Raw genomic sequence first — 25,923 nt, 5'->3', positions numbered from 1 at the left:
GAAATTTTTTTAAACCTATTTAAAGTTCCCAAAGCGTCTAGCAATTATTTACGAGAAACCATGGCTATGAAGCCCAGTTTTTCTTGATTCTTTTGGAACATCTTAAACATCTTCATAAACTGGCCGTAGTTCTCTTTTTTAAGGGCATTGAAGCAGATTTTCAGAGTGCCGCCCAGTCCTTCGTCATATATCATCCCTCGAAGACTCATCAAGGTCATTTCACCGACAAAGGTGTCTACACGGTCAAAAGCGTGAGAGCGGGCCAGCTGAATCCAAGAACCTTCTGTCAGAGGACCGACATTGACATTAATCGCACGAGATAGCTCTTCCCGGACATTCTCATCTTTTTGTTTGAGAATGACATCGTGTGTGAGGAGCACTCCGCCTGGCTTCAGCACCCGGTAGTACTCCTCCATACATTTGGCCTTCCCCTTATCTGTCTGCATGGTCAGCATGGCTTCATTGATAACGATATCAAAAGAATTATCATCATAAGGCAGCTTCATGGCATTAGCCTGCTCAAATGTGACGAGTTCACTAACACCAGCTTTGTCACCATTAAGCTTAGCCTGAGCCAGCGCAGCCTTATCCAAATCAACTGCAGTAATCTGACAGCCATATTTTTTAGCTAGCTCGATCGTTGTGGTTCCCATATTGCAGGCAACCTCTAGAACTTTCTTATCGCTGGAAAACTGCCCCTGCTCTATCAACCAGTCTGTTGCCAGCTTACCACCGGGACGAAGACGTTTCTTTCCTAATTTTGCTAAAAATTTATGACCTGCTTCTGCCATTTCCGAACCTCCATGATTTTGATTGCTTCCATTATAGCACAAAATATTATATTTTCAGACAATTCTTAGAATTTAGCAAAAAAACAGACCGAATCGACCGATTCAATCTGTCTTGTATCTTCTTTACAAGCCAAGAAATCCAGCTAGATAGCGCAACAAGGCCACCAAGACTACACCAAACACAACAGTTGCAATTAAGTTCTTATACTTAAAAGCCACATAGCAAGTCGGAAAAACAGCCAGTAAATCCAACCATTTAAAACTTGGAAACTGGCCCGTTTTAGCATTGGTGACGCTGGATAGGATAAGGGCAAAGATGATGGAAACTGGCAAATATTTGAGGAAACGCTCTGCCATAGGCGGAAGACCCTTGTACTTGACTAGGATAAAGGGCAAAATCCGCGGAATCCAAGTGACCAGGGCTGACAAAAGAATGGCCAGCAAAATATATTTACTTATCATCCAAAAGCACCCCCACTGTACAGCCTAGCAAGGTTGCAAAAAGCACCGCCAGCGAATTTTGAAGTAGCATAGTTAGGACTAAGTAGGCAAGGCCCACAACACCCAGAACTAAAAAGAGCTTCTTTATCTTGACCCGTCGCAGCATGATTGTAAACTGAGAAGAGAAGATACCGATAAACATGGAGACTAGGGCAAAATCCAGACCAAAGCTTTCAGGATTGGGCAGAAGGGCGCCGAGAGCTGTCCCAAAAACAGTTCCCACAATCCAAGAAGCATAACTCATAAAATTGTTCCCCATCATCCAGCTAACCGCAATCTCTTCTGTATGCACCTGCTCCCCCATCAAAACTCCATAAGATTCATCAGTCAAAAAAGATCCAATGACAATATTCTGCATCAAGTTAGACTTCCGAAAAAAAGTTGATGCATGCAGACAGAGCAGAAGATGCCGGATATTGATGAGAAAAACAGTCAGTGCGATGGCCAAAACCGGCGCCTGCTGGGCAAATAAACCAATCATAGCAAACTGGGCACTGCCGGCATAAACCAGAACACTCATCAACCCCATCTCCAAGGGATTCATATAAGGCGATGCCATGATGCCGCAGGCTAGACCAATCCCAATATAACCCAGAGCCGTTGGCACTGCTGCTTTTGCACCCTGTTTAAATGTCTGTCCGCGCATTCTTCTCCTTTACTCCATAGTTTCAAAAGCCAGGCTTGGCTTAGCATTCAGGTCCAAACTGGCAAAATTTTCCTTATTCCACTCACTGACACTGGCATAGGCAATCATACCAGCATTGTCACCGCAAAGGCGCAGAGGCGGAATGATCACCTTAACATCCTGAATCTCAGCTGCCAAGCGTTCTCTCAGGCCTTGATTGGCCGCAACACCGCCCGCCACGACCAGAGTCTTGACTGGATATTTTTCCAGCGCTTTCTTAGTCTTGACCATGAGAATATCCATGACCGCCGCCTGAAAGCTTGCTGACAGGTCTTGATTAGACAAGACCTCTCCTTTTTGCCGGGCATTGTGGTGCAGGTTGATAAAGGCCGACTTGAGACCAGAAAAAGAAAATTCCAGATTGTCTTCCTTAATCATGGCCCGCGGAAAATCATAAATATCCTGTCCCTCATGAGCCAGCTGATCAATCTCCCGGCCTGCTGGATAGGTCAGGCCCATGACTCGACCGACCTTATCATAGGCTTCACCGACCGCATCATCGCGAGCTTCCCCCACAATCTTATAGTCACCAGCCTGACTAACATAGACCAGCTCGGTATGGCCGCCACTGACCAAGAGAGCCAGCAAGGGAAATTCCAAGGGCTCCACGCTCTGAGCTGCCATCAGGTGTCCAGCCATGTGATTGACCGGAATCAAGGGAATATCATGAGCCCAAGCAAAAGACTTGGCCGCCGCCAAGCCGACCAGAAGCGCCCCAACCAGACCAGGACCGTAGGTAACGGCCACCGCTGTGACCTGCTCCTCGCTAATCCCTGCTTCTGCCAAAGCCTCCTCAATGCAAACCGTAATGACCTCCACATGGTGACGGCTGGCCACTTCCGGTACCACTCCGCCAAAACGCTTGTGGCTCTCAATCTGGCTGGCAATGACATTGCTCAAAAGCTCCGTCTCATTCTTCAGAACCGCCACACTGGTCTCGTCGCAAGATGTCTCAAAAGCTAAAATATATCTATCTTTCATGGATCTCTCTTTTCATGACAATCGCATCTTCCACCGGCGCATGGTAGTAGGCCTTCCGCCGCGCGATTTCTTCAAATTTTTCTTTTTTGTAAAATAGCAGAGCTGGCCTGTTCGACTCTCTCACTTCGAGGAATATTTCCTTGTCGGCAGGCAAAAAGTCAAACAAGGCTGTCGCGATTTTCTGCCCCTGATAGTTAGGCAATACAGCAATCTGCAGAACTTCTGCTTCAAAGTCTGTCTCCTGCCAGACTAAAAAGCCGACAAGCTGACTCCCATCTTCTGCTAGCGCACATCTATTCACATTCGAGAGCAGGACCTCTTCCAATTGACCCACAGTCCAAGGGCTGACCACATAGACTGCAAGTAAGAGCTGTTCCAGCTCTTCCGCTAGAACTGCCACGTCCACATCCGAGCTGTCGCTCCATTTTCTCAACTTAATCATAGGCGCTGAATGTAAGAATTACTGGATTCCTGGTGGGTCTTGAGCCAATTTTCCTCGGCTTCTACCCGCTTGAGATAGTTAGGAACAAAGTCATGAATAGACTGGGCTGGCAGGTCTAAACCGAGACGACCAATAACTGCCGCATCTGGTAAAGTCGGCTGAACCGATACCCCAGGAAGAGCAGCTTCAATCTGCTCCGTAAAAGCTGTCGTTTCTCCGACAAAGGTGACTGATTGGTTAGCAACGCCAGCTATTTCCAAAACCTCTGCCAATGGCAGATGAGCCTCCGGCCGTACAGACTGACCAGACTGATAAAAGCCAGCATAGACATTATTGCGGCGGGCATCCATGACAGGAATGACCAAACCTTCCACCTGCTCTGGGACTAAAGCCAGCAAACTAGACACACCGACCAGCTCAATCTTGAGGGTATGAGCCAGAGTCTTGGCTGTCGCCACCGCCATTCGCAGACCTGTGTAGCTGCCCGGACCCTGAGCAACTACGATACGATCCAAATCCGTCGGCTTCATGTCCAGACTATTCATCAGAAAATCAATAGCCGACATCAGGGTAATGCTGTGGTTTTTCTTTATATTTAAAGTCATCTGCGCCAGCAAGGTCTCGTCCTCTAAAATCGCGAGCGTCAGCGCCTTACTTGACGTATCAAAAGCTGCAATCTTCATGCTTATCCTCTATTTTTCCTCTTGCCGCCAAAGTGAGCGGCGTTTTAATTTGTCTTCGTAGAAACTATCTACCAAAAATTCCTCTAAAATCTGGCTAAAAGCCTCCAAATTAGGCACTTGCTGCGCCAAGTGTTTTCCAAAAATCGCTTCTTGCTCAGCAATCTTGGGCAGCAAATCCGCTCCAGCAGCAGTCAAGCTCAAGCGAGAACTGCGCTTGTCCTTGCTAGAAATTTCCTTCTTGACCAAGCCTTTTTTAATCAAAGCCTGCACCAAGCGACTAGGGCTTTTTTCCTCACAAATCAGGGATTCCCCCAAGCCCTTGAGAGACAGCGGAGCATGTTCGCCCAAAACGAGCAAGACCTCGCTTTGATTGGGCGTAATTCCCAAAGGCTCTAGCAACTTCCCATATTCTCTCGTCGCTAAGCTCTCTGCACTTCTAAACAAATAGCCAAATCGAATTCCTTCTGCTACCACGCTGCTCTCCTTTCAAAAATCACTTCTATACTATTTTACACTAGATTAGGTAAATTGTTGACAATTTTAGTTAAAAAATATAAAATCTTAAATAGATGATATATCATCTATTTGCAAAAGGAGGAAAAACGGATGACCCCAAACCCTACAAATCAAAAACCAGCTAGAACAATGACCCACGCTTTTGTGACTGGTGCGACCGGTCTTTTAGGAAATAATCTCGTGCGTGCTCTGCTAAAAGAAAACATTCAAGTGACCGCTCTCGTTCGCTCCGAGAAAAAAGCGCGCAAACAATTTGCCGACCTGCCTATCCAGATTGTCAAGGGGGATATTTTAGAGCCCGAAAGCTATCGTGACTATCTAGCAGGCTGCGACAGCCTCTTTCATACCGCTGCTTTTTTCCGCGATAATTATAAAGGCGGCAAGCACTGGCAGGAGCTCTACGACACTAATATTATAGGCACAAATAACCTCCTAGAAGCTGCTTACGAGGCTGGTATCCGCCAATTTGTCCATACTTCCTCCTGTGTCGTACTGGAAGGTGAGGCCAATCAGCTAATCGATGAAAGCATGTCTCGCTCAAAAGATACTCCTTTTGATTACTATCGCAGCAAGATTTTGAGTGAAGAGGCCGTTCGTGATTTCTTGGACAAGCATTCAGATGTTTTCGGTTGCTTTATCTTGCCGAGTGTAATGTTGGGTCCTAGAGACCTTGGTCCGACCTCCAGTGGGCAGCTGATTATCAATTTTGTAGAGCAAAAACTTCCAGGTATCTTAAAGGCTAGCTATAATATGGTGGATGCTAGAGATGTAGCAGATATTCATCTCCGCGCCATGAAATACGGACGCTCAAAGGAGCGCTATCTGGCAGTTGGACGGCAAGTGACCATGACAGAATTGTACCAAATACTGGAAAAAATCACTGGCGTTCCCGCCCCCAAGCGCAAGATCTCCCCTCTTTTCGTCAAAATCTATGCCCAAACAAGTGAGCTCTACCACCGGCTCACCAAAAAACCAATTTTGGTTACCAATGAGCTCGCTCATCTCATGGCCGAAGAATATCTCAAAAGTAATTTTAGCTTTGCCAAAACCGAGAGCGAGCTAGGCGGACAGCATCGCCCTCTCGAAGAAAGCTTAGCTGACGTGGTAGATTGGTACCGCAAGCACGGCTATTTCGCCAAATAAGCAGCCCTCAAAATCAAGTGACCAAATGTTCATCGCTTGATTTTTCTTTTTGTCAAGCCGCTTTGGCTGAAAAACCGTCTCTGAAATTCACCGTCCCGACTTGCTTCCTGCTCTTCTAATGTGGAAGCAAATCACGACCTGCAGACGTTAAAAATAAAATAGTGCTTCTTTTATCATCTTTGGATACTTCCTTGCAAATTAAGCCTTTTCTGATTAAGGATTGAACCAAACGGCTAGGACTCTTTTCCTCACAGATAATCAATTCACCCAAAGCTTTTAAAGAAATTGGAGCATATTGTCCCAAGACCAGTAGAACTTCACTTTGATTCGGAGTCACTCCCAGGGGCTTTAAAGAGTTGCTATATTCTCTCATCGCTAGATTTTCCGCACTTCTGAATAAATATCTAAAACGGTCTCCTAAAGATGACATTCTATTCCCGTCCTTTGCAAATTTCTTCTGTATCTATTTTACACTAATTCCCTTAATTGTTGACAATTAATCTTGCAAAATATAAAATAAGAGAATAGATGACATGTCATCTAAATATGATTTAAGGAGAATATCCATGCCCCCAAAACACCAAAGCCGAAGTATTCACCACGCCTTCGTTACTGGCGCAACAGGTTTATTAGGAAATAATCTAGTGCAAGCCCTTCTAAAAAAAGGAATTCAGGTGACTGCTTTAGTACGCTCTCGACAGAAAGCCTTAGAACAGTTTGGCAATTTGCCAATCCATTTCATTGAAGGAGATATTTGCCAGCCAGACAGCTATCAAAATCATATGCAAGGTTGTGATAGTCTTTTTCACACAGCTGCTTTCTTTCGAGATAGTTTGAAAGGTGGTCAGCACTGGCAAGAACTGTATAATACCAATGTGAAGGGTAGTTTGGAACTTTTTGAAGCCGCTTATAAAGCTGGCATTCGTCAGGCGGTCCATACCTCATCAATTGCAGTTCTCTATGGTGAACAAAATCAACTGATTGATGAAAGCATGCTACGCAGCAGGAATACAAGCAATGACTACTACCGCAGTAAGATATTAAGCGAAGAGGTCCTCTTAGATTTTTCAAAAAAACATCCTGATTTTTTTGTTAGTTTTGTCCTGCCTGGATTTATGTTTGGGCCAGGCGATATCGGTCCCACCTCTGCGGGACAGTTGATTTTCGATTTTGTTCATAAAAAACTGCCTGGAATCATTCCCGGTAGCTACAGCGTCGTAGATGCCCGAGACGTAGCAGACTGCGAAATCCTGGCTATGCAGTATGGCCGACAAGGAGAACGATATTTAGCAGCTGGTAGGCATATGACGATGGAAGAATTATTGAAAAACCTAGAAGCGGTCAGCGGAGTTGCCGCTCCAACTAGACGGATTCCTCTTTTTATTCTAAAGATAATTGCTCAGTCCAATGAACTATATCATCGCCTAACAAAACGTCCTATTTTATTGAGTAAGGCTGCTGTGACCTCTACCGAAGAGGAATATCTCCGGACACATTTCAATTCTGCAAAATCCCAAAATGAGTTGGGAGCCCATTTCCGTCCCTTTGAAGAAACTCTCAAAGATGTCCTAGCTTGGTACAAAGAGCACGGCTATCTCTCATAAGATTAAAAATATCCAGAACAGGCATTTCAGAAATATGGAATCCGAATGCTTTTAGACTAAATCACTCTTACATTTTCTTATCTCCACCTTTTACTATTCCCTTATTTTATGTTATAATCATTATAATTGTAACGAATCAGGATTAATCTACTACTCAGAATTAAATAAAAGAAAACAGCTAATCAGCTGTTGTTTTCTGCAGGTTAATCATGAAAATATGAAAGGAAATGTAATGATTTACAAAGTTTTTTATCAGGAAACAAAAGAGCGCAGTCCGCGCCGTGAAAAGACACGTGCCCTCTATTTGGATATTCAAGCTGACAGCGAGTTGGAAGGCCGCATTCAGGCTCGTAAGTTAGTCGAAGAAAATACCCCTTACAATATTGAATTTATCGAGCTCTTGTCTGACAAACACCTCGAATACGAAAAAGAGTCAGGCACTTTTGAATTGACGGAGTTCTAACCCATGGCATATACCTTAAAACCCAAAGAAGTTGGCGTTTTTGCGATTGGTGGGTTAGGCGAAATCGGTAAAAACACCTACGGGATTGAATACCAAAATGAAATCATCATCGTGGATGCCGGTATCAAATTCCCAGAAGACGACCTGCTAGGAATTGACTATGTCATTCCCGACTACTCTTATATCGTGGAAAATATTGACCGCGTAAAAGCTGTCCTCATCACCCACGGGCACGAGGACCATATCGGCGGTATTCCTTTCCTGCTCAAGCAAGCCAATGTTCCTATCTATGCCGGTCCTTTGGCCTTGGCCCTCATTCGCGGCAAGCTAGAAGAACATGGACTTTTGCGCGATGCCAAGCTCTATGAAATCAATCAAAACACAGAACTGCAGTTCAAGCATCTGAAAGCTACTTTCTTCCGGACAACCCACTCTATTCCAGAGCCTTTGGGAATTGTCATCCATACCCCGCAGGGTAAGATTGTCTGTACCGGTGACTTCAAGTTTGACTTTACACCAGTCGGTGAGCCGGCAGACTTGCACCGTATGGCCGCTCTGGGCGAGGAAGGTGTGCTCTGTCTCCTATCTGACTCGACCAATGCTGAAGTTCCGACCTTTACCAATTCCGAAAAAGTGGTCGGACAGTCTATCATGAAGATTATCGAAGGCATCCACGGGCGGATTATTTTCGCCTCCTTTGCTTCAAACATCTTCCGGCTCCAGCAGGCAGCAGATGCAGCTGTCAAGACCGGTCGTAAGATTGCGGTCTTTGGCCGATCCATGGAAAAGGCTATTGTCAACGGGATTGAACTGGGCTATATCAAGGTTCCTAAAGATACCTTCATCGAGCCAAATGAACTCAAGGACTATCCAGCTGGCGAAGTGCTGATTATGTGTACCGGAAGTCAGGGTGAGCCGATGGCAGCCCTGTCTCGGATTGCCAATGGTACCCATCGTCAGGTTCAGCTGCAGCCAGGAGATACAGTTATCTTCTCATCTAGCCCTATCCCTGGTAATACGACCAGCGTTAACAAGCTGATTAATATCATTTCCGAGGCTGGTGTAGAAGTGATTCACGGTAAGATTAACAACATCCACACCTCTGGACACGGTGGCCAACAAGAGCAGAAACTCATGCTTCGCTTGATTAAGCCAAAATATTTCATGCCAGTCCATGGGGAATACCGTATGCAGAAAGTCCATGCAGGTCTAGCCGTTGATACTGGAGTACCAAAAGACAATATCTTCATCATGAGCAATGGTGATGTGCTGGCTCTGACAGCTGACTCAGCTCGTATTGCCGGCAGCTTCAACGCTCAGGATATTTATGTTGATGGGAACCGCATTGGTGAAATCGGAGCTGCAGTCCTGCGCGACCGTAAAGACCTGTCAGAGGATGGTGTTGTCCTGGCTGTTGCGACGGTTGACTTTGAGTCCAAGATGATTTTAGCCGGTCCAGATATTCTCAGCCGTGGCTTTATCTACATGCGCGAATCAGGTGACCTCATTCGCCAAAGCCAGCGCATCCTCTTCAATGCCATTCGCATTGCTCTCAAGAATAAAGATGCCAGCGTCCAATCTGTCAGCGGCGCTATCGTCAACGCCTTGCGTCCTTTCCTCTACGAAAGTACCGAGCGCGAACCTATTATTATTCCGATGGTGCTTACACCAGACGAAGACAACTAAAAATAAGCTTTGCTAGACTAGCAAAGCTTATTTTTCTGCTTTATTTTTTGTTCGCGAAGCATGCTTGATAATCCAAGCGCAACTCGGACTCAATTTTTCCTCTTGCCAAGATCCAATAACCCTCTCAAACTTTTCAGGATCTTCTTTATATAAATCATTCAGATTATTAGCGACACTTTTTTGGATTGATTTATCCTCATCATCCTTTAGATTCCTTAAAATAGCGGTAAACTCATCAAAATAATCTAAAACCACAGTCTGCTTCTTAGCCCAGGGCAGACGAATCCGCATACACTCGCTAGCTAATCTGCGGACGCGCATATTCTCATCTCGGCTCCACTCTAGCAGTAAATACATCGTAGCTCTAGGATAATTAGCCAGCAAGGGCCGCATGGAAAATTCTCCAGTAAATCGCTTGGTTAATTCCTTACTAAAGGCTGCACTTAACTCGAATTCCTGACCTCCGTAAAGTTCTACGTATTTGCCAATCGGCCACAACCAGTATCCTTCTGAAAACATGCCCAAGCCACCCTCTAACTCTGGACCAAGTATCTGCTCAAAAACCTTCAGAGAATCAGCATAAGAAAGCGGCAAGCATTCTTTGATACTCCTTGCCAGCAGCTCCTGACGCTGAGTAAATTCCAAAGCCTCTAAGTCGCTTTCAACTAGAGACATAAAATGCTGAGCATCAAACTTATCTGTGACTTTTTGCAAACGACGGCTCAAATCCTCCGCATAAACCAAATCATAATAATCTTTAACCTTTTTCGCCATGATTTTTAAATCCCCTTAACAGACTTCTCACTGCTCCTCTGACTTCTGCTTCTTCCTCTTTCTCAGCCAGAAAAAGAGACAACTCGTTCAAGGCACCTGAAATCATGTGAGCTGCCATATCCAGATCAATAGAGACAAGTTTCCCTTCTTTAGATAAAATGTCTAATTGTTCTCTCAAATGAAAGAAAGAATTAGCCTCGTCCTGACGACGCCACTCTTTCCACTCAACGACATTGGGACCATCGAGCAGGAGAATACGTCTATTTTCGGTCAAGGTCGCAAAACGAACAAAAGCAACACAGCCTTCCACCAACTGCTCCCAAGAATCGTGTGCTTCCAGGGCATTTTTTTCTACATAAAATCCCAGTTCGGACTGAATTTGTGCCAGTACGGCGGTAAATAAAGTTTTCTTATTCCCGAAATGATGATAAAGTGCGCCTCTTGTCATTCCCAATTCATCTACAATTTCTTCCAAGGAAGTTTCTGCATAACCCTTTAAAGAAAAATGTTTCCGGGCGATAGCTAATATTTTCTTGCTTGTCTCTAGAGAAGCCTGCTGTTTTTTATTCATCTTCACTCTCCAAATAATTTGCCGCAAACTCAGCGCTAGGTGGAATTACTTGAATCACATCAACCAAAACAGAACCCGGCGCTTCCACAATGAAATGGCGCTGACCAAAATCTTCACTCTTAATAGGAAGAAGGAACTCCATTTCTTCTTGCTGACGCAATTCTTCATAAAAACAATCCACATTGTCAACTTCGATATTGATGATTAGGCCACTCGCCTCAGACTGGTAGGCTTGTGGCACTGTACCATGCTTGCTATCAATAAAAGCAAGCTCAAAACCACTCTCGATATTCTTTAAACTAATATACCAATCTGAACGGAAGGTTTCCTGAAATTGGAAATGCTCAATGAAAAATTGTGCTGATTGATGGACATCTTCACTCATTAATACCGGATATAAACTAGTAATCATTTGTGCTCCTTTTCTTAAGCTATATTTTAACATACATACTGAATGTATGCAAATGAATATTAAAAAACAGAAGCCAAATTGGCTTCCATCTATTTGAGAATGACTCCGTTTAATCGTTTGATAAAATGATATTTGGTAATGCCCTTTTGTGGGACACCTGTTAGACTGGCGTAGATTTCATAGCCTTGCTTGATATAAAAATCCTTGGCTTGATAAGATTTAGTGGACAAGGTAATGCTAGTTACTCCAGCTTCTACAGCCTTTTCTTCTAATTCTGCCAGCAGACTGGCTCCCAAACCTTTTTTCTGATGTTCTTTATCCACCACCAAAGCCTTGACATGAATATTTTCCAGCACCTGTTGGGCATGGAGCAAGGCAATTAACTGGCCATCTTCCTCCCGACTTAAATAATAATCTTGAGGTTCAAGTTTTTCAAGCATATCTGGACCAAAATAGGCTTCATATTGCTCATCAAAAACACGCTTAATAAAATCATGAAATTTTTCCATCTTTCTCCTCCTCCACGAAAAAGCAGGGGATATGCCAATCCTCCTGCTCTAAGTTTAGTATAAATCCAGATAATTATCCACTTCCCATTGGGAGACAAAGGTTGCATAGCTAGCCCACTCGATACGCTTAGCTTCTAAGAAGCTCGTATAGATATGCTCGCCAAGAGCCGCTTTAACGACTTCATCTTCTGTCAAGGCCTTCAAGGCATTGTGAAGAGTTGATGGTAGGTCTGTAATTCCAGCTTCCTTACGCTCCTCTGGAGTCATGATATAGATATTCTCTTCAATTGGTGCTGGAGCTTCGATTTTATTTTCGACACCGTGCAGGCCAACTTCCAAGAGAACTGCCATAGCAATATATGGATTGGCCATCGGATCAACCGAACGCAGCTCCAAGCGAGTACCCATACCACGAGAGGCTGGCACGCGCACCAACGGTGAACGATTACGTCCTGCCCAAGCAATATAAACTGGTGCTTCATATCCAGGAACCAGACGTTTGTATGAGTTGACCGTTGGATTCATGATAGCTGTGTAGTTATAAGCATGGTTAATCAAACCACCCAAGAAATGGTAGGCTGTTTCTGACAGTTGCATACCTTTTGGATCTTCTGGATCGAAGAAAGCATTATTGCCGTCTTGATCAAAGAGAGACATATTACAGTGCATACCAGATCCCGCAATGCCAAACTTAGGCTTAGCCATAAAGGTTGCATAAAGACCGTGCTTACGAGCAATAGTTTTCACAACCAGCTTAAAAATCTGAATTTTATCACAAGCACGAAGCACTTCATCATATTTAAAGTCAATCTCGTGCTGGCCGACTGCTACCTCATGGTGACTAGCTTCTACTTCAAAGCCCATCTTAGTTAGGACATTGACGATTTCCCGGCGAGTATTGTCTGCCAAATCTGTCGGCGCCAAGTCAAAATAACCGCCCTTGTCATTTACTTCCAGCGTCGGATCGCCATTTTCATCCAGCTTAAAAAGGAAAAATTCTGGCTCTGGTCCGAGGTTAAAGGACTTGAATCCCAGCTCTTCCATATGCTTGAGTGCGCGCTTGAGGTTACTGCGAGGATCCCCTAGAAACGGTACATGATCCGTCGTGTAAACATCACAAATCAGACCCGCTACACTGCCGTTTTCATCTCCCCAGGGAAAGACTGTCCAAGTATCTAGATCAGGATAAAGATACATATCTGATTCATTGATACGGACAAAACCTTCGATGGAAGAACCATCAAACATGGCTTTATTGGATAAGACCTTGTCAAGCTGTTCATCCGTGGCAGGAATTTCCACATTCTTCATAGTCCCTAAAATATCAGAGAACATAAGACGAATAAAGGTAACATTTTTCTCTTTTACTTCGCGACGGATATCAGCTGCTGTAATAGACATTAAATTTCTCCTTGTAATTCAAACAAAATAGCTATGGTCGACGCATCTGACCAAAGGTTGGCAGAGAAGAAGCAAAACGGCCTTGCTGCAAGATGTCATGATGCAGGGCACGGCGGACATCTTTGTCACTAATGGTCTTGCGGGACTTAGCTTCACGCTCAGCATATTTCCTCTTAATCGCAGCGATATTATAACCTTCTGAAATATAATCCTTAATTTCTAAAAGGCGGTCCATATCATTCAAAGAATACATCCGACGATTGCCCTCATTCCGAGCAGGGGTAATCAGGTTCTGGTCTTCATAATAACGGATCTGACGGGCAGATAGGTCCGTCAGTTTCATAACACTGCCGATGGGAAAGACTGCCATGTTTCGGCGAAACTCTTTTTCCTTCATTCAAATTCCTCTCTACGCACTATTATAGGACGAAATAAATCTTATGTCAAGAAATAATGTTAGATTTTCTTACACAGATTTTATTTTTTCTTTTCAAAGATGGCTCGCAGCCGATCTATATCAGAATTTACCAGAATCGCGACAAAGACCCCCATGAAGGTTTCAAAGATTCTGGCAAAGACATACAGGATGGTATCTTCCGGCCGAATGGACAGAGTAATAATCAGCATGGCAGATACTCCACCAATGACTCCAGCCTTGTTGTTCATGGCGACATTGGTCATAATTGTCAGCATAGTACAGACCGGCACCAAAAGGAGGGTGACCCAATACTGCTCCTTAAAAACACTATTGGCAATGAAAAATAGCAGAGCGTAAAAACCACCGATGCTGTTTCCCAAGATTCGCGATGTCCCGAAGTGGACACTCTGATCAAAATCCTCACGAAGACTAAAGACTGCAGTCAAAGCACCGATTTGCAGGCCTTTCCAACCAAAAAGCCCAAAGAGCAATAGGATGATGAAGACAGCCAGACCGGTCTTAAAGGTACGCATGCCCAGACGAAATTTCGATTTATCAAACTTGTACTTATTGAAATAACTCATTAGTCTCCTTCCAGGAAATCCTCCCTCTCTTCATTTTAACATATTTCGTCTCAAAAAAACTCTTTCTGCTCAGGACTTTTCCCGCACAAAGAAAAAGCCCTATCAGCTACCGCATCAAGAGCTATCGACTATTTAAAAGCTGAGACATTATCTGTCCCAGCCTCGTTTTTATTATCTTTAGTTTGGATAAATATAAGTAACGCCACCCATAAATTCATTCGGGTTAAAGTAGCCACGATAGTTGTTAATCTGCTTTTGGTGATTGTAGTTCGCTTCCAAGACTTGGATAGAGCTGTCGCTTTGCACATCTGTCACATAAGCAACATGTCCGTATTCGCCACCATCCCAAACTGCAATAGCGCCTGCTACTGGGACATTTCCTGTTGCATAACCCTGAGCACCAGCATTGATTGCCCAAGTATTAGCATTGCCCCACCAGTTGCTTGCCCAAGGAGCCATTTCTTTCACGCCCCAAGTACATTGGCCGATTGGGTAAGAATTGCCATAGTCAGTTGGTGTATTTAAGACAACATCTTCAGTATCAGATACCAAAGCAGCATCGCTTGTCGCTTCATAAGCTGGAGCACTGTATGGATTGTAAGTCTGTGCCAAAGCTGTACCATTTACTTGCAGCACATCTCCTGGGTTAATCGTATCAAAAATTGATTTTCCATTATTGGCAGCCAGTTCGTAAGGATTCATCCCATTGGCGCTAGCAATGGCAAAAAAAGAGTCCCCTTGCTGGACAACGTAAGAATCTGCATTGACAGCTTGAGCGCCGATTGTCGCTAACAAAGCTGTGGAAGTTAAACCAAGAGTCGCTTTAGCAAATGTTTTTTTCATAACTGTTTTTCTCCGTATAATTTGATGATAAAAAAATCATACCTCATTTACATGTCAGTTTTTTTAGAGTTATGTTTTTGTCATGTTACAAATGATTTAGACTTTTGCTACATGAGATTTTGCAGTATTTTTAAAGATAAAAAGGCTAGGGACTTCCTAGCCTCATCTATTATCAGTCTTCTTTACCTTTCAATTTTCCTAGACCTAAAGCACCAATAATGGCTGCTAAACCTAGATATAGCAGATAGACAGTATCTTTGGCTCCCGTTTCTGGCAGAAGAGAAACAGGAATCTTTTTAGCCACTGGAGTTGGATTGGCTCTTCTTGGATCGTTTACACCCGAAACAATCAGATGCTGTGACTTAGGAGTGACTGTTGTAACTGTATTTGAAGCATAGACTACATGATTGACAGTATTGATGTAGGTATTTTCAAAAGTACCCGCAGCAATCCGCTTCATCTGTAGATAGGTTTCAGCCTGAAAAGCTGAATCCAGAGAAATAGTCTCTAAAAATTCTTCCTTGAACCGAATAGAAATCAAGCCTTTCTCAAGATCAATATTCGCAGCTGTATACTCAGTCAAATCTGTACCAGCCTTTATCACCTTACCATCTTTGAGTCTGATATCTACTTTGGCAAAGGTTTTGTAAGCACCCGTGTACTCATCGCCTCGTTGATCATAATCATCCACAAAGCTATAGTCTGTCAAATCTTCAGAGTGGTTAGCAGGGATCAAGCCGCCGATGAGACGGTAGTTAAAGTGCCGTCCCAAAGTCAGTTCCTTGCCATCCAAGTTCTCTGCACTTGTTGGATCCAAACTCAGGGTAATATCTTTTTCAGGACTGATTTTAGGAACATTGTTGACGACTACGTCTGTCGCATAACCATTTCCAAAATCGATTTGATAAGCCCGGTTCTCGAATTTACCGCCTGTGCGGCCCATTCCTTCTTTGACAGCCATAGGGCTTGTTATCGTCAAAGACTTACCTGTTACGACATATTGGTCATAAAAGGCTTGGGCATCGTCTGCTGCAAAGAGTTGGAAAGAACCTTTAATAGTGATATTGGCCTTTTGAAGGAGCTCTCGAACTACTGCAGGGGCTGTTTCAAGGTTCTCGTAGTGGGTCACTGTCACACCTGCCACAGCTTTGCCATCCGCATCTACTAGCTTGACTAATTCCGGACGAAGTTCAAGTGCTTCTTCCGGATAGTCATCTACATAGTAGAAACCTTTTTGAATCGTGCTCTTAGATGACTTGTCACCCTTATACTGATCCAAATCCCAAGTCAGCTCGTAGTAATTAGTCGAACCAGCCAAGACTTCCTTACCATCAATCACCAATCCTGCCTTATTTTTATTGACCTTGGTTGGCTTAATGTAATTATTGCTAGGATTATCTGAATCATCAGGCTTGCCTGGCGTAGTCACGCGTACTACGTTTGAACGGACACCATAGGCATCATTGACTGTCAGGGTGAAATTATTGGTATAAGTCGCGCCATCATTGAGAACTCGACCGACTACTGTTGGAAAGAGCGTAGTAACTTCTTTGGTCCTATCAGCGTTATAAGTAGCTAGCGTTGCTGCAGTTGCCTTGAATGTTACTGTGTGACTAGCCTTATCATAGCTGACGTCAAAACCTGCACTAGCAGCTTTTGTTGCTTCTAAGTCAAATTCGTAGCCACTTGGTAATGGATCAACAATGACAAAAGAAGTCGTCTCGCTGCGTCCAGCTGGAAGAGCTTCTGTCTTTAAGGCAAACTGAACGACAGACTGCTTAGCTACAAGAGTCTTATCAATATTGGTGCCTTGGTCATTTTGAATTTCTTTATTGATCAGCGGCTGAGATTGTAAAAGAGCATAATGATAATGCACAGTCGGTACTACTGGCGCTGCTGGCTCTTTTTGATAAACAGGCTCCGCTGGTCTAGTTGGAAGCGGGCTATAAGTTGGTTCTACCGGCTTATTAGGCTCCGGTGTATCTGGTGTAGGAGTTGGCGCTTCCGGCTCCTTCTCATAAGTCGGTGCTGCCGGAGGTGTTGGCTCTTTTTCATAGGTCGGTTCTACCACTGCTGGCCGGACAGTTTTTTCTACTTCATAGCTTGGCTCAGATGGCTTACTAGGCTCTTGTGTATCTGGTGTACGCGTCGGTGGCGTCGGATCTTTTTCATAAGTCGGTGCTGCCGGAGGTGTTGGAAGAGCCTTCGGTGTTGGTGTAGTTGGAGCTGGATCCAAAGGCTTAAGCGCTTCTTCAGTTGGCACTGCAGGAGCTGTAGGAGCTACTGGCACTTCCGGTTCTTCTACTGTGATGATTGGCAGATCATTCGCTCGAACATCACCATTAATCGCAAACCAAATATTTGGTTTCTTAGGAGCTAGCTTGTCAGCCCTACGTGGATCAGTAGCCTCTGGCTGGCCTAACACTTCAGAAGAGGAAATCGTTCCAATCGTCATGCTGTTGGTTGTACCAGAAATTTCCACCGCTCCTGCCCCATACCATGAGTTAGGAGCATCTGTAGTGTCCCAGCCTGAGTCTGGCTGAGCATTCTTATACATGGTAAAGCGAGATCCGCCAACTCCTTTTTTGAAGTTTTCAGACTCAGTCGCATAGATTTGGCCGTTCTTTTCACCAATAGATGAACCCGAAATCTTGTTGAAAGTTCCGGTATAATCTTTGGCCATTTCGATAGAGTTAGCTTCACGGTTGAGGGAAGCCACGGACATCAAGGCCTGATCAAAATTAATCGGTTGGCCTTTATCATCATAAAAGACAAATTCCGTCTTCACAAAGAGAGAGGTTGCATCTTCAAAATTTCCTGTATAAGCTGAAGCAAAAACTCCCATGGTTGGATCTTTAAAAATACCTAACCAGGCCTTATCATTGCGGAATCGGGAGCTTGGATCAAGAGTATAAGTATAGACGATTTTAGAAACTTTTTTCCCTCGATAATAAGTTCCCTGAAGATTTGTATAGGTTGCTGTTGCAGACTGACCGCGGCTCAGCAAAACAGAAGACCATTCAGTCGGACCTTTACCACTTGTTACGTTAGAACTATAGTCTGCATACTTGCCAACTGTACCAAAACTTTCCTGCTGGTTGGTCTGATAGTTGGCATTTTGAATGTCTGTTACTTTGAAGTTATCCAACTGGAAGAGTTTCTTAGAAAACTCTGCAGTATTCTTCACAGCGGCTTCCATGCCAGCATAGCTGACGAACTCACCAGTTGTAGTCAGTGACAGATCAGCATTAGGTTCTGATTTGAAAACCAGACTTTGCGCAATTGGACGGCTCAGATGCCCGTCTTCAGTCTTCTTTGCTTCTGCGATAGCCAGTCCAGCCTTAATCTTGGCCTGTTCGGCATCATACTTAGCCTTATCTTGCTGATACTTGGCTAATTTTGTATTATAGACAGCCAAATCAGCATTATACTGGGCCAACTGAGCTTGATAATTTGCTTGGGCTTGAGCATTACGCTTCTTGATTTCTTCATTTTCAGCTGCTATAGTGGCATTCTTAGCTTGGTTCTCTGCCAGCTTTTGCTCATATTCTTTTTGAGCTGCCGCATTTTCAGCTTCAATTTGAGTCTTTTTAGCTTCATAAGCTGCTAAATCTGCTTCATATTGAGCTTTTTTATCTTGTTTTTCCTTTTGGATACGGGCCAATTCTGCCTGATAATTCGCCTGAGCAGCTTGATATGCCGCTTCATTATCAGCATTGGTCTTTTGAACCATTGCTAAATCTGTTTTATATTTACTAAGGGCAGCTTCATAAGCTGCCTTCAGCTGAGCATTGTCTGCTGTGATCCGAGCTACTTCTGCTTGATGAGCAGCCAAATCTTTAGCGTATTGCTCCGCTGTAGCTTTGTTTTCTGCTGTAACCCGAGCCACTTCCGCCTCGTAGACTGATACTTTTTCTTTGTACTCCTTGACCTTGGCATCAATTTCGGTTACTTGTGCTTGATAATCTGCTGCAATCTCCGATTTTTTGTCTGCTATTTCTTGAGCAGTCTGGACTGCTCCTTTGTCAACAGCTGGATCTTTGACCACTGTCAGCCCAGCTTCTTGAGCTTTTTTGGCGCTTTCATCTAAACCAGCTGTTGGAACAGTCACTGTCACACCGCCATCTGCCTGACCTGCTCGCGCCTGACTCTCTTTAGATGCCTGACTGGCTGATCCTTGAGCCTGAGGCAGATTGGTCGCTGCATTTCCAGTACCCACCATTTCAGTATTGACAGGACTATTGGTATCAGTTACTACTTCATCTGCTCTTACTTGCATCGTTGACGTTAAAAAAGCCGCACCCAGAACAGCACCGCATAACGTTTTAACAGCCTTATTTTTCCGAAAACCAAAAACTTCTTTTTTCTTCATTTTTCTCCTCCCTCTGCTAACTTCTAAAGTCAGCAGTTTTCCCATGCCCTCAGAACATCAAAAAGTAATGGAAACCTCCAATCGGAAGTTTCTTTCTCATTTTGATCCTCTTTAAGCATCAGAATATATATGTATCTTAATCCTAACAAGTTTTGCCTCGTTTTGCAAGCATTTTTTGCTCCTTTTATTTACCTCGAAACAAAAATAGACACGTATCTATAAATTGTCTATTTTGTTCTTCTTTGCTCTGTCTTCCTTCAAATGAACAATGAAAATACAAGAAAAAGACCAGCTTTCGCTAGTCTTTCCTTATTACAGTTTTGTACTTGTTCTCTACAAGATCAAAGTTTCCAAACTTACTGCTTATTTTTCAGTCAATGCTGCAAGTCCTGGCAATACTTTACCTTCAAGGAGTTCCATTGATGCACCACCACCAGTAGAAATCCATGAGAACTTGTCTGCACGGCCAAGGTTGATGGCTGCGGCAGCTGAGTCACCACCACCGATGATTGATTTCACGCCTGGTTGTTTCACGATAGCGTCCATAACACCGATTGTACCAGCTTGGAAGTCTGGGTTTTCAAAGACACCCATAGGGCCATTCCAGACAACAGTTTTCGCGCCAGTCAAAGCTTCATCAAATTTAGCGATAGATTTAGGACCGATATCCAAACCAAGGAAGCCTGGATCCACTGCTTCACCTTCAGTGTCTTTCACTTCAGTGTAATCCGCAAATGCATTTGCTTCTTTTGAGTCAACTGGCAAGATCAATTTACCGTTTGCTTTTTCAAGAAGAGCTTTGGCAACATCCAATTTGTCTTCTTCTACAAGTGAGTTACCGATTTCGATACCTTGTGCTTTGTAGAATGTGTAAGTCATACCACCACCGATAAGGACTTTATCAGCTTTTTCAAGCAAGTTTTCGATAACACCGATCTTGTCAGATACTTTTGAACCACCAAGGATTGCTACGAATGGACGTTCTGGAGTTTCAACTGCTTCTTGGATGTAGGCAATTTCGTTTTCAAGAAGGAAACCAGCAACTGCTTTTTCAACGTTTGCTGAGATACCGACGTTAGATGCGTGTGCGCGGTGAGCTGTACCAAATGCATCATTTACGAAGATACCATCTCCAAGAGATGCCCAATATTTACCAAGTTCAGGATCGTTTTTAGATTCTTTCTTGCCGTCAACATCTTCAAAACGAGTGTTTTCAACTAAAAGAACTTGCCCATCTTCAAGAGCATTGATAGCTGCTTCCAATTCAGCACCACGAGTGACACCTGGGAAAACAACGTCCTGACCCAATTTAGCAGCCAAGTCTGCAGCTACTGGCGCAAGAGATTTACCTTCTTTGTCCGCTTCTTCTTTGACACGTCCAAGGTGAGAGAAGAGAATTGCGCGACCGCCTTGCTCGATGATGTATTTAATAGTTGGAAGAGCTGCAGTGATACGGTTGTCATTCGTAATCACTCCGTCTTTCAATGGTACGTTAAAGTCTACACGAACGAGGACTTTTTTACCTTTCAAATCAACGTCTTTAACAGTAAGTTTTGCCATGTTACAAAAACTCCTTTTCATATTTTATACGCAACTATTATATCATATTTTCCAAAAGTTTTCTTGATATAAAGAAAATTTTCACAAAAAAGAAGTGCCACGCACTTCTTTCTCTCGAACTTTGGAATTAGAGAATGAGAAAAGGGTTCTGAACTCATTCAGACAATCGTTAAAGCTGGATTTTTCTCTAAGTTTGACAAGTCAAAAAGCCAGTAAAACTAATGACTTTAACTCTTCTCATTACTAAATTGCAAAAGCCTGCCCTACTGCATAGGTGACCGCCATGGTTAAAAGTCCGATCACGAGGTTGCGAATCATAGCATTTTTGAGTGGTGCTTTGCCTAGCTTAGCACTAGTATAGCCGGTTCCCAAAAGAGCCAAGGCCACGATTAGAACGGTTGCCCAGATACGGACGATGGCAGGAAGCAGGATAATGGTAATCATAGGAAAAAGTGCACCAACAGCAAAGGCTAAAAAGCTTGATACGGCAGCATGCCAAGGATTAGTGAACTCCTCAATCTCGATTCCATATTTTTCCTGTACCAAAGCCTCCAACGGCTCCTGGAGAAAAGCCCGATTGGTCATGAGCTGGGCAGAAGTCTCACACTCGCCATTTTGAACATAGGCAGCATAGAGCGACTGCCTAGCGATATCTGGATTTTTCTCTAAAAGCTCTCGCTCTCTGGCAACAGCAGCTTCCTCTGTATCCTTTTGAGTAGAAACTGATACATATTCTCCTCCAGCCATAGAAAAGGCACCCGCAAAGACTGCCGCCAAACCAGACAGAAAGATAATCCAGACATCGTCCGTCGCACTAGCTACCCCAATAACCACACCTGCTATGGAAATAATGCCGTCATTAGCTCCTAAAACCCCTGCCCGCAATATATTCAGCCGTCCACTAAAGTTCGTATCAATTTTATGTTCTTCCACTATTTAATTTTCTCTTTCTTTTTTATTTATAATGATTATAAATAAAATCCAGAACGAATACAAGAAAAAATCGAAAAATAAGAAAAGTTCTACTATTTAAGAGAAGAAAGGCACCAGATTTCTACTATCTGATACCTTTCAAGTTAAATTTATATTTTAGGATTGCTTCTGAATCTCTTCTCGATACTCCGATATCGTCTTTCCTGTCCACTTTTTAAAGGCTCGTGAGAAGGAAGATACTTCCGAATAACCAAGCAAATAGGCTACATCATCCGTTGTCATGTCAGGATTTTTGAAGTAACCAAAGGCTAGAATCTTCTGCACATTTTGCAATTCTTGGTTAAACTTAGTCCCTTCTGTCGTCAGGTTTCGTTGCAAGGTTCGGCTACTGATACCGAGATTCGCTGCGATATCCTCAATACCAAAGGCACCACTTGGGATGGCCTGGTAGAGTTTTTGCTGGACAATTCCTGTGAAACTTTCACTCGTCGTAGCTTCTGCCAAGCGCTCTTTGAGTTTAGGCTCCAGGTAATCCAACATGACATTATTTGCTGTCAGGAATGGCTTCTCCAAATCTGACTTTTTAAAGACAACTTCATTTCCTTCCATTTCTTCCACATGACAGCCAAATACCGTAAGGCTCGCTTCTTCATAAGTATAAGGAGCGCCCACATGTACTGGAATGATATTTTCTCCTGTACCTGTCCGAATCAAATCGACCAATAAAAGCTGTTCATTGAGAAGGGCGAAACGAGGCAAGTCAAGTCCTGAATAATCATAGCGGTAGCTAACACGTACAAGATCATCAAAAGTTTCGATGTTGACAACAATGGGACCTGTAATTTTCTTGTATTTGGCAAAATGTTCAATAGCTGCGAGACCATTTTTTGACGAAAGTGCCGCAAAGAAAGGAGGCATGAACATTTGAATATCCTTGATGCGGCTCATAGCGATAATCTGCTCATCATTGGCTAGCTTGTCAAAAGTCGTCAAAAGATGGTAATAGTCCAGAGTTGAGAGGTTCATCTCTTCCTTCCAGGTGGTATCTGGAAGATTGGCTAGTTCCAGAATCATATTCAGATCTAGGCCAATCAATTTCAAATTGTCAATATACTGCTGACTGAGATTCAGACGCATAGCATTTCTCCTTTTTATCTTAAGAAGCACGCTTCATGATAGCATCAAACCAACGGTCTGGTAAGATAGCATGCAAGAATACCAATGGTTTAGCTCCCATACCTACTAAGTAGCGCGTTTTAGGACGACGGCTGTTGACTGCTTTTGAAATGGCATTTGAAATAACTTTAGGATTTGACATCATATTGCCAGAGTATTGCTTCCGCATCCCTTCTGCTGCCTTGGTGGCTGCTACTTCATAAGCACCACCTTTAGCTGATTCGGCCAGTTTGTCAGCAGCGATGAAGCCCCAGTCCGTTTTAATACCGCCTGGTTCGATGATAGAGATATCAATGCCATAATCAGATACTTCCATACGAAGACCATCTGAAAAAGCTTCAAGAGCATATTTGGTCGCATGATACCAAGCACCAAAGTAGGATGTCAAACGACCACCCATTGAGCCCACATTAATAATGCGACCTGATTTTTGGTTACGCATATAAGGGAGAACGAGTTGGGTCAAGCGAGCTAGACCAAAGATATTGACTTCGAACTGCATCTTAGCTTCCTCAATCGTTACATCTTCAACTGCACCATATGAACCGTAACCAGCATTATTGACTAAGACATCAATACGATTTTCTTTCTTGATGATGAGATTAAGAGCTTCTTTAATGCTAACTTCGTCTGTAATATCCAAACGAACTGGTGTCACGCCAAAGACTTCAAGTGGTTTCATGGCATCCACACGGCGGGCAGCGCCATAGACAATATGACCTTCTTTAGCAAGTTGTTCAGCAGTTTGGTAGCCGATACCTGATGAAGCGCCTGTGACTAAGATAACTTTTTTGTTTGACATGTTTATTTCCTCTTTTGTTTCATTTGATTGATGAGATTATTATACGATACAGAATCCGACAAGTAAATGATAATAACTGACAGGGCGATGACAATTTACGACATAAGCAAGCGTATTTCTTCTACTATATCATTTTTAACCGGTCAAATACTCGAATTGCAATATCTTGTAAAATTTTTAAAAAAATCATTGACATGGAACGCGTTCCACAGGATATACTTTAGAAAAACACCAAACGGAGGCTCATAATATGACAATCAAACGTATTTTTTGCGATATGGATGGAACGCTATTGAATAGCCAAGGCAGACTGACTGACAGTAATGCTAAACTTATTTCTCAGGCCAATCTTCCCTTCACCTTGGTTTCCGCACGTGCACCTATGGAAATGAAAGAGGCCATTAATAAATTAGAACTGACTGGTCCCCAGATTGGTTTCAATGGTGGATTGATTTATACCTACAAGCAAAATCAAATCAAGATCCTGCATCAGCAAGCTTTAGAAAGAAATGATTCCACTTATTTAGTCAACTTTATCAACCAGCATTTTCCTCACTTAAGTCAATCTTACTACGACTTAGAAAACTGGTATACATATAAAATGGACAATGGAATCGACTATGAGCAACAATTGACCAGACTAGAGGCAACTATTATCGGGGAGGAGAAATACCTAAAAGTTCAAACAAGTATTTTTAAAATTATGCTCATCACTTTTGATGGAAACGAAATGAGAGCATTAAAAGCTAAACTCGAAGAATTAGATCTTCCAAATGTTTCTATACAGCAAGCTGGTGACTTCTATCTAGAAATTACACACAAAAAAGCTAAAAAATCAGTTGGCATTGACTATATAATCAAAGAAGAAAAGCTACATAAAAAAGAACTAGTCGCCTTCGGTGATGGTCACAACGATCTCCCTATGTTTGAACGGGTTGGACTGAGTATTGCAATGGAAAATGCTAGTCAAGCAATCAAAGACAAAGTCAGTCTCATTACCAAAACTAACGATGAAGACGGTGTTGGCTATGGTATCCATCACTTTCTTCTGTAAATCCAAGCTTGCCAACAACTCCTATCATTTGGTATAGTGTATAAAGAAAGGGGGCACTATGGTTTCCATACGCGACATCGCCAAACAATCTGGCTATTCTATCTCAACTGTTTCTCGCTACATCAACAAATCAGGTTATGTCTCAAAAGAAGCTGCCGAAACAATTTCAGCTATTATAAATGAACTAGATTATAGCCCTAGTCAGATTGCTAGAGACTTAAGTGCTGGCCATACTCGAAAAATCGGTGTTGTAGTGCCTCATGTTCGACATACCTACTTTACTGAATTGATAAAGGGGTTGCTAGACGCAGCCCTAGAGAGTCATTACCAGCTCCTATTTTTACCATCGGATTACAGTATTGAAGCTGAGAAAGCCTATCTGGAACAGCTACGGAGCAATGCTTTTGATGCACTAATCTTTACTTCTCGGGCTATTGATATACAGACCATAGCTAGCTACCGAAAATATGGCTCCATTGTCTGTCTGGAAGAAACAGACTTACCTGAGTTAATTTCTATCTCAGTGGATCGAAAAACCTGGATATCAAGCTCTCTTTAAATGGATCCAGAAGCATAACCCCCAGAAAGTAGCCTTGTTATTCTCTCGAAACAGTCCAATCAGCCCCACTTTTCGTGAAACCCTATCAGTCTTTGAGGAAATTTTCAAGGGCTTGGAGTATGTAACTTTTGGGGGATTGATGCGATACGAGGATGCAGGATGGATTTTTGAAAAGCTGTGTATGCAAAAAGGTTTAGACTGCATTGTTTCCAATAGCGATGACTTAGCAGTCGGACTACTAGAATTCTATAAAAAAGCTGGTATAGAACCGCCACTCATTGTCAGTCAAACCAGTCAGTTGTCTGGGAAACTGCTCAATATCCCCAGCATTGACAACTATTCTTACCAACTTGGCACACTTGCTTTTAAGGCGGCTATTGCAAAAAATCACCAGTCAATCTGCTTGCCATCAAAATTTCTAATCAAAAGATAATAAAAGTGGTTTAGGCCACTTTTTTAG

Annotated in this window: 25 protein-coding genes and 2 pseudogenes; 6 read left to right on the top strand and 21 right to left on the bottom strand. The window is 43.1% G+C overall.

Going from position 1 to position 25,923, the window contains the following annotated elements:
* Positions 1-44 precede the first annotated feature (44 nt).
* The 7 genes from K1I94_RS06490 to K1I94_RS06460 all read right to left on the bottom strand — a co-directional run bounded on the left by K1I94_RS06490 (position 45) and on the right by K1I94_RS06460 (position 4,557).
* Positions 45-791 carry a class I SAM-dependent methyltransferase gene (locus K1I94_RS06490; RefSeq protein WP_002901543.1) on the bottom strand — a complete coding sequence of 249 codons (747 nt, stop codon included), beginning with the start codon at positions 789-791 and terminating at the stop codon, positions 45-47.
* 123 nt (positions 792-914) lie between these two features.
* A complete protein-coding gene (locus tag K1I94_RS06485) occupies positions 915-1,253 on the bottom strand; it encodes an AzlD domain-containing protein (protein WP_223314805.1) in 339 nt (112 codons plus the stop codon).
* Positions 1,243-1,938 carry an AzlC family ABC transporter permease gene (locus tag K1I94_RS06480; protein WP_223314804.1) on the bottom strand — a complete coding sequence of 232 codons (696 nt, stop codon included), beginning with the start codon at positions 1,936-1,938 and terminating at the stop codon, positions 1,243-1,245. The genes K1I94_RS06485 and K1I94_RS06480 overlap by 11 nt, the downstream gene beginning before the upstream one ends.
* A gap of 9 nt (positions 1,939-1,947) precedes the next feature.
* On the bottom strand, positions 1,948-2,958 hold the full coding sequence (tsaD, locus tag K1I94_RS06475; RefSeq protein WP_223314803.1) for a tRNA (adenosine(37)-N6)-threonylcarbamoyltransferase complex transferase subunit TsaD: 1,011 nt from the start codon (positions 2,956-2,958) through the stop codon (positions 1,948-1,950).
* Complete coding sequence (rimI, locus tag K1I94_RS06470) at positions 2,948-3,400, bottom strand: ribosomal protein S18-alanine N-acetyltransferase (protein ID WP_223314802.1); 453 nt, start codon at positions 3,398-3,400, stop codon at positions 2,948-2,950. Before rimI ends, tsaD begins: the two co-directional genes overlap by 11 nt.
* A complete protein-coding gene (gene tsaB / locus K1I94_RS06465) occupies positions 3,397-4,083 on the bottom strand; it encodes a tRNA (adenosine(37)-N6)-threonylcarbamoyltransferase complex dimerization subunit type 1 TsaB (protein ID WP_223314801.1) in 687 nt (228 codons plus the stop codon). The genes rimI and tsaB overlap by 4 nt, the downstream gene beginning before the upstream one ends.
* A 9-nt stretch (positions 4,084-4,092) precedes the next feature.
* Complete coding sequence (locus K1I94_RS06460; protein ID WP_000225125.1) at positions 4,093-4,557, bottom strand: MarR family winged helix-turn-helix transcriptional regulator; 465 nt, start codon at positions 4,555-4,557, stop codon at positions 4,093-4,095.
* Positions 4,558-4,689: 132 nt separating this feature from the next.
* Between K1I94_RS06460 and K1I94_RS06455 the strand changes: the two genes are divergently transcribed.
* Complete coding sequence (locus K1I94_RS06455) at positions 4,690-5,742, top strand: SDR family oxidoreductase (protein ID WP_223314800.1); 1,053 nt, start codon at positions 4,690-4,692, stop codon at positions 5,740-5,742.
* 121 nt (positions 5,743-5,863) lie between these two features.
* Here K1I94_RS06455 and K1I94_RS06450 read toward each other — a convergent pair.
* Positions 5,864-6,172: pseudogene (locus K1I94_RS06450) on the bottom strand (MarR family winged helix-turn-helix transcriptional regulator); the annotation flags it as partial.
* 136 nt (positions 6,173-6,308) lie between these two features.
* On the opposite strand from K1I94_RS06450, the gene K1I94_RS06445 reads away from it, so the two are divergent.
* From K1I94_RS06445 to rnjA, 3 genes are all read left to right on the top strand, one after another.
* Complete coding sequence (locus tag K1I94_RS06445) at positions 6,309-7,346, top strand: SDR family oxidoreductase (protein WP_223314799.1); 1,038 nt, start codon at positions 6,309-6,311, stop codon at positions 7,344-7,346.
* Positions 7,347-7,578: 232 nt separating this feature from the next.
* Positions 7,579-7,809, top strand: coding sequence for a DNA-dependent RNA polymerase subunit epsilon (locus K1I94_RS06440; RefSeq protein WP_048772151.1), 231 nt, complete (start codon positions 7,579-7,581; stop codon positions 7,807-7,809).
* Between the two features lie 3 nt (positions 7,810-7,812).
* Entirely contained in the window at positions 7,813-9,495 is a 1,683-nt protein-coding gene (gene rnjA, locus K1I94_RS06435; protein WP_002898451.1) for a ribonuclease J1, read from the top strand.
* A gap of 27 nt (positions 9,496-9,522) precedes the next feature.
* Here the strand turns inward: rnjA and K1I94_RS06430 are convergent, their stop codons facing one another.
* The 13 genes from K1I94_RS06430 to K1I94_RS06370 form a co-directional block, all read right to left on the bottom strand.
* Positions 9,523-10,269: a DNA alkylation repair protein gene (locus tag K1I94_RS06430; RefSeq protein WP_223314798.1), complete on the bottom strand. Its 747-nt coding sequence runs from the start codon at positions 10,267-10,269 to the stop codon at positions 9,523-9,525.
* On the bottom strand, positions 10,253-10,840 hold the full coding sequence (locus tag K1I94_RS06425; RefSeq protein ID WP_223314797.1) for a TetR/AcrR family transcriptional regulator: 588 nt from the start codon (positions 10,838-10,840) through the stop codon (positions 10,253-10,255). The genes K1I94_RS06430 and K1I94_RS06425 overlap by 17 nt, the downstream gene beginning before the upstream one ends.
* The gene (locus K1I94_RS06420; RefSeq protein WP_125342602.1) at positions 10,833-11,252 is read right to left on the bottom strand and encodes a VOC family protein; all 420 of its coding nucleotides are present in this window, start codon (positions 11,250-11,252) and stop codon (positions 10,833-10,835) included. The genes K1I94_RS06425 and K1I94_RS06420 overlap by 8 nt, the downstream gene beginning before the upstream one ends.
* 89 nt (positions 11,253-11,341) lie before the next feature.
* Positions 11,342-11,761 carry a GNAT family N-acetyltransferase gene (locus K1I94_RS06415; RefSeq protein ID WP_223314796.1) on the bottom strand — a complete coding sequence of 140 codons (420 nt, stop codon included), beginning with the start codon at positions 11,759-11,761 and terminating at the stop codon, positions 11,342-11,344.
* 54 nt (positions 11,762-11,815) lie between these two features.
* Positions 11,816-13,162 (bottom strand): type I glutamate--ammonia ligase, encoded by a 1,347-nt coding sequence (gene glnA / locus K1I94_RS06410; protein ID WP_002896640.1) that lies wholly within the window; start codon positions 13,160-13,162, stop codon positions 11,816-11,818.
* A 31-nt stretch (positions 13,163-13,193) separates the two neighbouring features.
* Positions 13,194-13,559 (bottom strand): MerR family transcriptional regulator, encoded by a 366-nt coding sequence (locus K1I94_RS06405; protein WP_002896641.1) that lies wholly within the window; start codon positions 13,557-13,559, stop codon positions 13,194-13,196.
* 80 nt (positions 13,560-13,639) lie between these two features.
* Positions 13,640-14,164: an FUSC family protein gene (locus K1I94_RS06400; protein ID WP_223314795.1), complete on the bottom strand. Its 525-nt coding sequence runs from the start codon at positions 14,162-14,164 to the stop codon at positions 13,640-13,642.
* 177 nt (positions 14,165-14,341) lie between these two features.
* On the bottom strand, positions 14,342-15,007 hold the full coding sequence (locus K1I94_RS06395; protein ID WP_223314794.1) for a COG3942 and LysM peptidoglycan-binding domain-containing protein: 666 nt from the start codon (positions 15,005-15,007) through the stop codon (positions 14,342-14,344).
* Positions 15,008-15,179: 172 nt separating this feature from the next.
* Positions 15,180-19,424 (bottom strand): antigen I/II family LPXTG-anchored adhesin, encoded by a 4,245-nt coding sequence (locus K1I94_RS06390; protein ID WP_317627934.1) that lies wholly within the window; start codon positions 19,422-19,424, stop codon positions 15,180-15,182.
* Between the two features lie 318 nt (positions 19,425-19,742).
* On the bottom strand, positions 19,743-20,939 hold the full coding sequence (locus K1I94_RS06385; RefSeq protein WP_002910741.1) for a phosphoglycerate kinase: 1,197 nt from the start codon (positions 20,937-20,939) through the stop codon (positions 19,743-19,745).
* Between the two features lie 243 nt (positions 20,940-21,182).
* Positions 21,183-21,872 carry a VIT1/CCC1 transporter family protein gene (locus K1I94_RS06380; protein WP_223314792.1) on the bottom strand — a complete coding sequence of 230 codons (690 nt, stop codon included), beginning with the start codon at positions 21,870-21,872 and terminating at the stop codon, positions 21,183-21,185.
* Between the two features lie 156 nt (positions 21,873-22,028).
* Positions 22,029-23,009 (bottom strand): helix-turn-helix domain-containing protein, encoded by a 981-nt coding sequence (locus K1I94_RS06375; RefSeq protein ID WP_223314791.1) that lies wholly within the window; start codon positions 23,007-23,009, stop codon positions 22,029-22,031.
* Between the two features lie 19 nt (positions 23,010-23,028).
* Complete coding sequence (locus K1I94_RS06370) at positions 23,029-23,850, bottom strand: oxidoreductase (protein WP_223314790.1); 822 nt, start codon at positions 23,848-23,850, stop codon at positions 23,029-23,031.
* A gap of 250 nt (positions 23,851-24,100) precedes the next feature.
* On the opposite strand from K1I94_RS06370, the gene K1I94_RS06365 reads away from it, so the two are divergent.
* Both K1I94_RS06365 and K1I94_RS11400 read left to right on the top strand, forming a co-directional pair.
* A complete protein-coding gene (locus K1I94_RS06365; protein ID WP_223314789.1) occupies positions 24,101-24,904 on the top strand; it encodes a Cof-type HAD-IIB family hydrolase in 804 nt (267 codons plus the stop codon).
* 58 nt (positions 24,905-24,962) lie between these two features.
* Positions 24,963-25,896, top strand: a pseudogene (locus K1I94_RS11400) (LacI family DNA-binding transcriptional regulator).
* Positions 25,897-25,923: the final 27 nt, after the last annotated feature.

Origin of the sequence: Streptococcus sanguinis (assembly GCF_019929145.1) — a bacterium.
Classification (GTDB): Bacteria; Bacillota; Bacilli; order Lactobacillales; family Streptococcaceae; genus Streptococcus; species Streptococcus sanguinis_U.
Note: the sequence above shows the minus strand (reverse complement) of the source record. Positions and strands in the feature narration are given on the sequence as shown.

What these genes read in the sequence shown, in the direction of transcription:
- K1I94_RS06490 (WP_002901543.1), bottom strand. Translation starts at nt 791, where the DNA reads ATGGCAGAAGCAGGTCATAAATTTTTAGCAAAATTAGGAAAGAAACGT.
- K1I94_RS06485 (WP_223314805.1), bottom strand. Translation starts at nt 1,253, where the DNA reads ATGATAAGTAAATATATTTTGCTGGCCATTCTTTTGTCAGCCCTGGTC.
- K1I94_RS06480 (WP_223314804.1), bottom strand. Translation starts at nt 1,938, where the DNA reads ATGCGCGGACAGACATTTAAACAGGGTGCAAAAGCAGCAGTGCCAACG.
- tsaD (WP_223314803.1), bottom strand. Translation starts at nt 2,958, where the DNA reads ATGAAAGATAGATATATTTTAGCTTTTGAGACATCTTGCGACGAGACC.
- rimI (WP_223314802.1), bottom strand. Translation starts at nt 3,400, where the DNA reads ATGATTAAGTTGAGAAAATGGAGCGACAGCTCGGATGTGGACGTGGCA.
- tsaB (WP_223314801.1), bottom strand. Translation starts at nt 4,083, where the DNA reads ATGAAGATTGCAGCTTTTGATACGTCAAGTAAGGCGCTGACGCTCGCG.
- K1I94_RS06455 (WP_223314800.1), top strand. Translation starts at nt 4,690, where the DNA reads ATGACCCCAAACCCTACAAATCAAAAACCAGCTAGAACAATGACCCAC.
- K1I94_RS06445 (WP_223314799.1), top strand. Translation starts at nt 6,309, where the DNA reads ATGCCCCCAAAACACCAAAGCCGAAGTATTCACCACGCCTTCGTTACT.
- K1I94_RS06440 (WP_048772151.1), top strand. Translation starts at nt 7,579, where the DNA reads ATGATTTACAAAGTTTTTTATCAGGAAACAAAAGAGCGCAGTCCGCGC.
- rnjA (WP_002898451.1), top strand. Translation starts at nt 7,813, where the DNA reads ATGGCATATACCTTAAAACCCAAAGAAGTTGGCGTTTTTGCGATTGGT.
- K1I94_RS06430 (WP_223314798.1), bottom strand. Translation starts at nt 10,269, where the DNA reads ATGGCGAAAAAGGTTAAAGATTATTATGATTTGGTTTATGCGGAGGAT.
- K1I94_RS06425 (WP_223314797.1), bottom strand. Translation starts at nt 10,840, where the DNA reads ATGAATAAAAAACAGCAGGCTTCTCTAGAGACAAGCAAGAAAATATTA.
- K1I94_RS06420 (WP_125342602.1), bottom strand. Translation starts at nt 11,252, where the DNA reads ATGATTACTAGTTTATATCCGGTATTAATGAGTGAAGATGTCCATCAA.
- K1I94_RS06415 (WP_223314796.1), bottom strand. Translation starts at nt 11,761, where the DNA reads ATGGAAAAATTTCATGATTTTATTAAGCGTGTTTTTGATGAGCAATAT.
- glnA (WP_002896640.1), bottom strand. Translation starts at nt 13,162, where the DNA reads ATGTCTATTACAGCAGCTGATATCCGTCGCGAAGTAAAAGAGAAAAAT.
- K1I94_RS06405 (WP_002896641.1), bottom strand. Translation starts at nt 13,559, where the DNA reads ATGAAGGAAAAAGAGTTTCGCCGAAACATGGCAGTCTTTCCCATCGGC.
- K1I94_RS06400 (WP_223314795.1), bottom strand. Translation starts at nt 14,164, where the DNA reads ATGAGTTATTTCAATAAGTACAAGTTTGATAAATCGAAATTTCGTCTG.
- K1I94_RS06395 (WP_223314794.1), bottom strand. Translation starts at nt 15,007, where the DNA reads ATGAAAAAAACATTTGCTAAAGCGACTCTTGGTTTAACTTCCACAGCT.
- K1I94_RS06390 (WP_317627934.1), bottom strand. Translation starts at nt 19,424, where the DNA reads ATGGGAAAACTGCTGACTTTAGAAGTTAGCAGAGGGAGGAGAAAAATG.
- K1I94_RS06385 (WP_002910741.1), bottom strand. Translation starts at nt 20,939, where the DNA reads ATGGCAAAACTTACTGTTAAAGACGTTGATTTGAAAGGTAAAAAAGTC.
- K1I94_RS06375 (WP_223314791.1), bottom strand. Translation starts at nt 23,009, where the DNA reads ATGCGTCTGAATCTCAGTCAGCAGTATATTGACAATTTGAAATTGATT.
- K1I94_RS06370 (WP_223314790.1), bottom strand. Translation starts at nt 23,850, where the DNA reads ATGTCAAACAAAAAAGTTATCTTAGTCACAGGCGCTTCATCAGGTATC.
- K1I94_RS06365 (WP_223314789.1), top strand. Translation starts at nt 24,101, where the DNA reads ATGACAATCAAACGTATTTTTTGCGATATGGATGGAACGCTATTGAAT.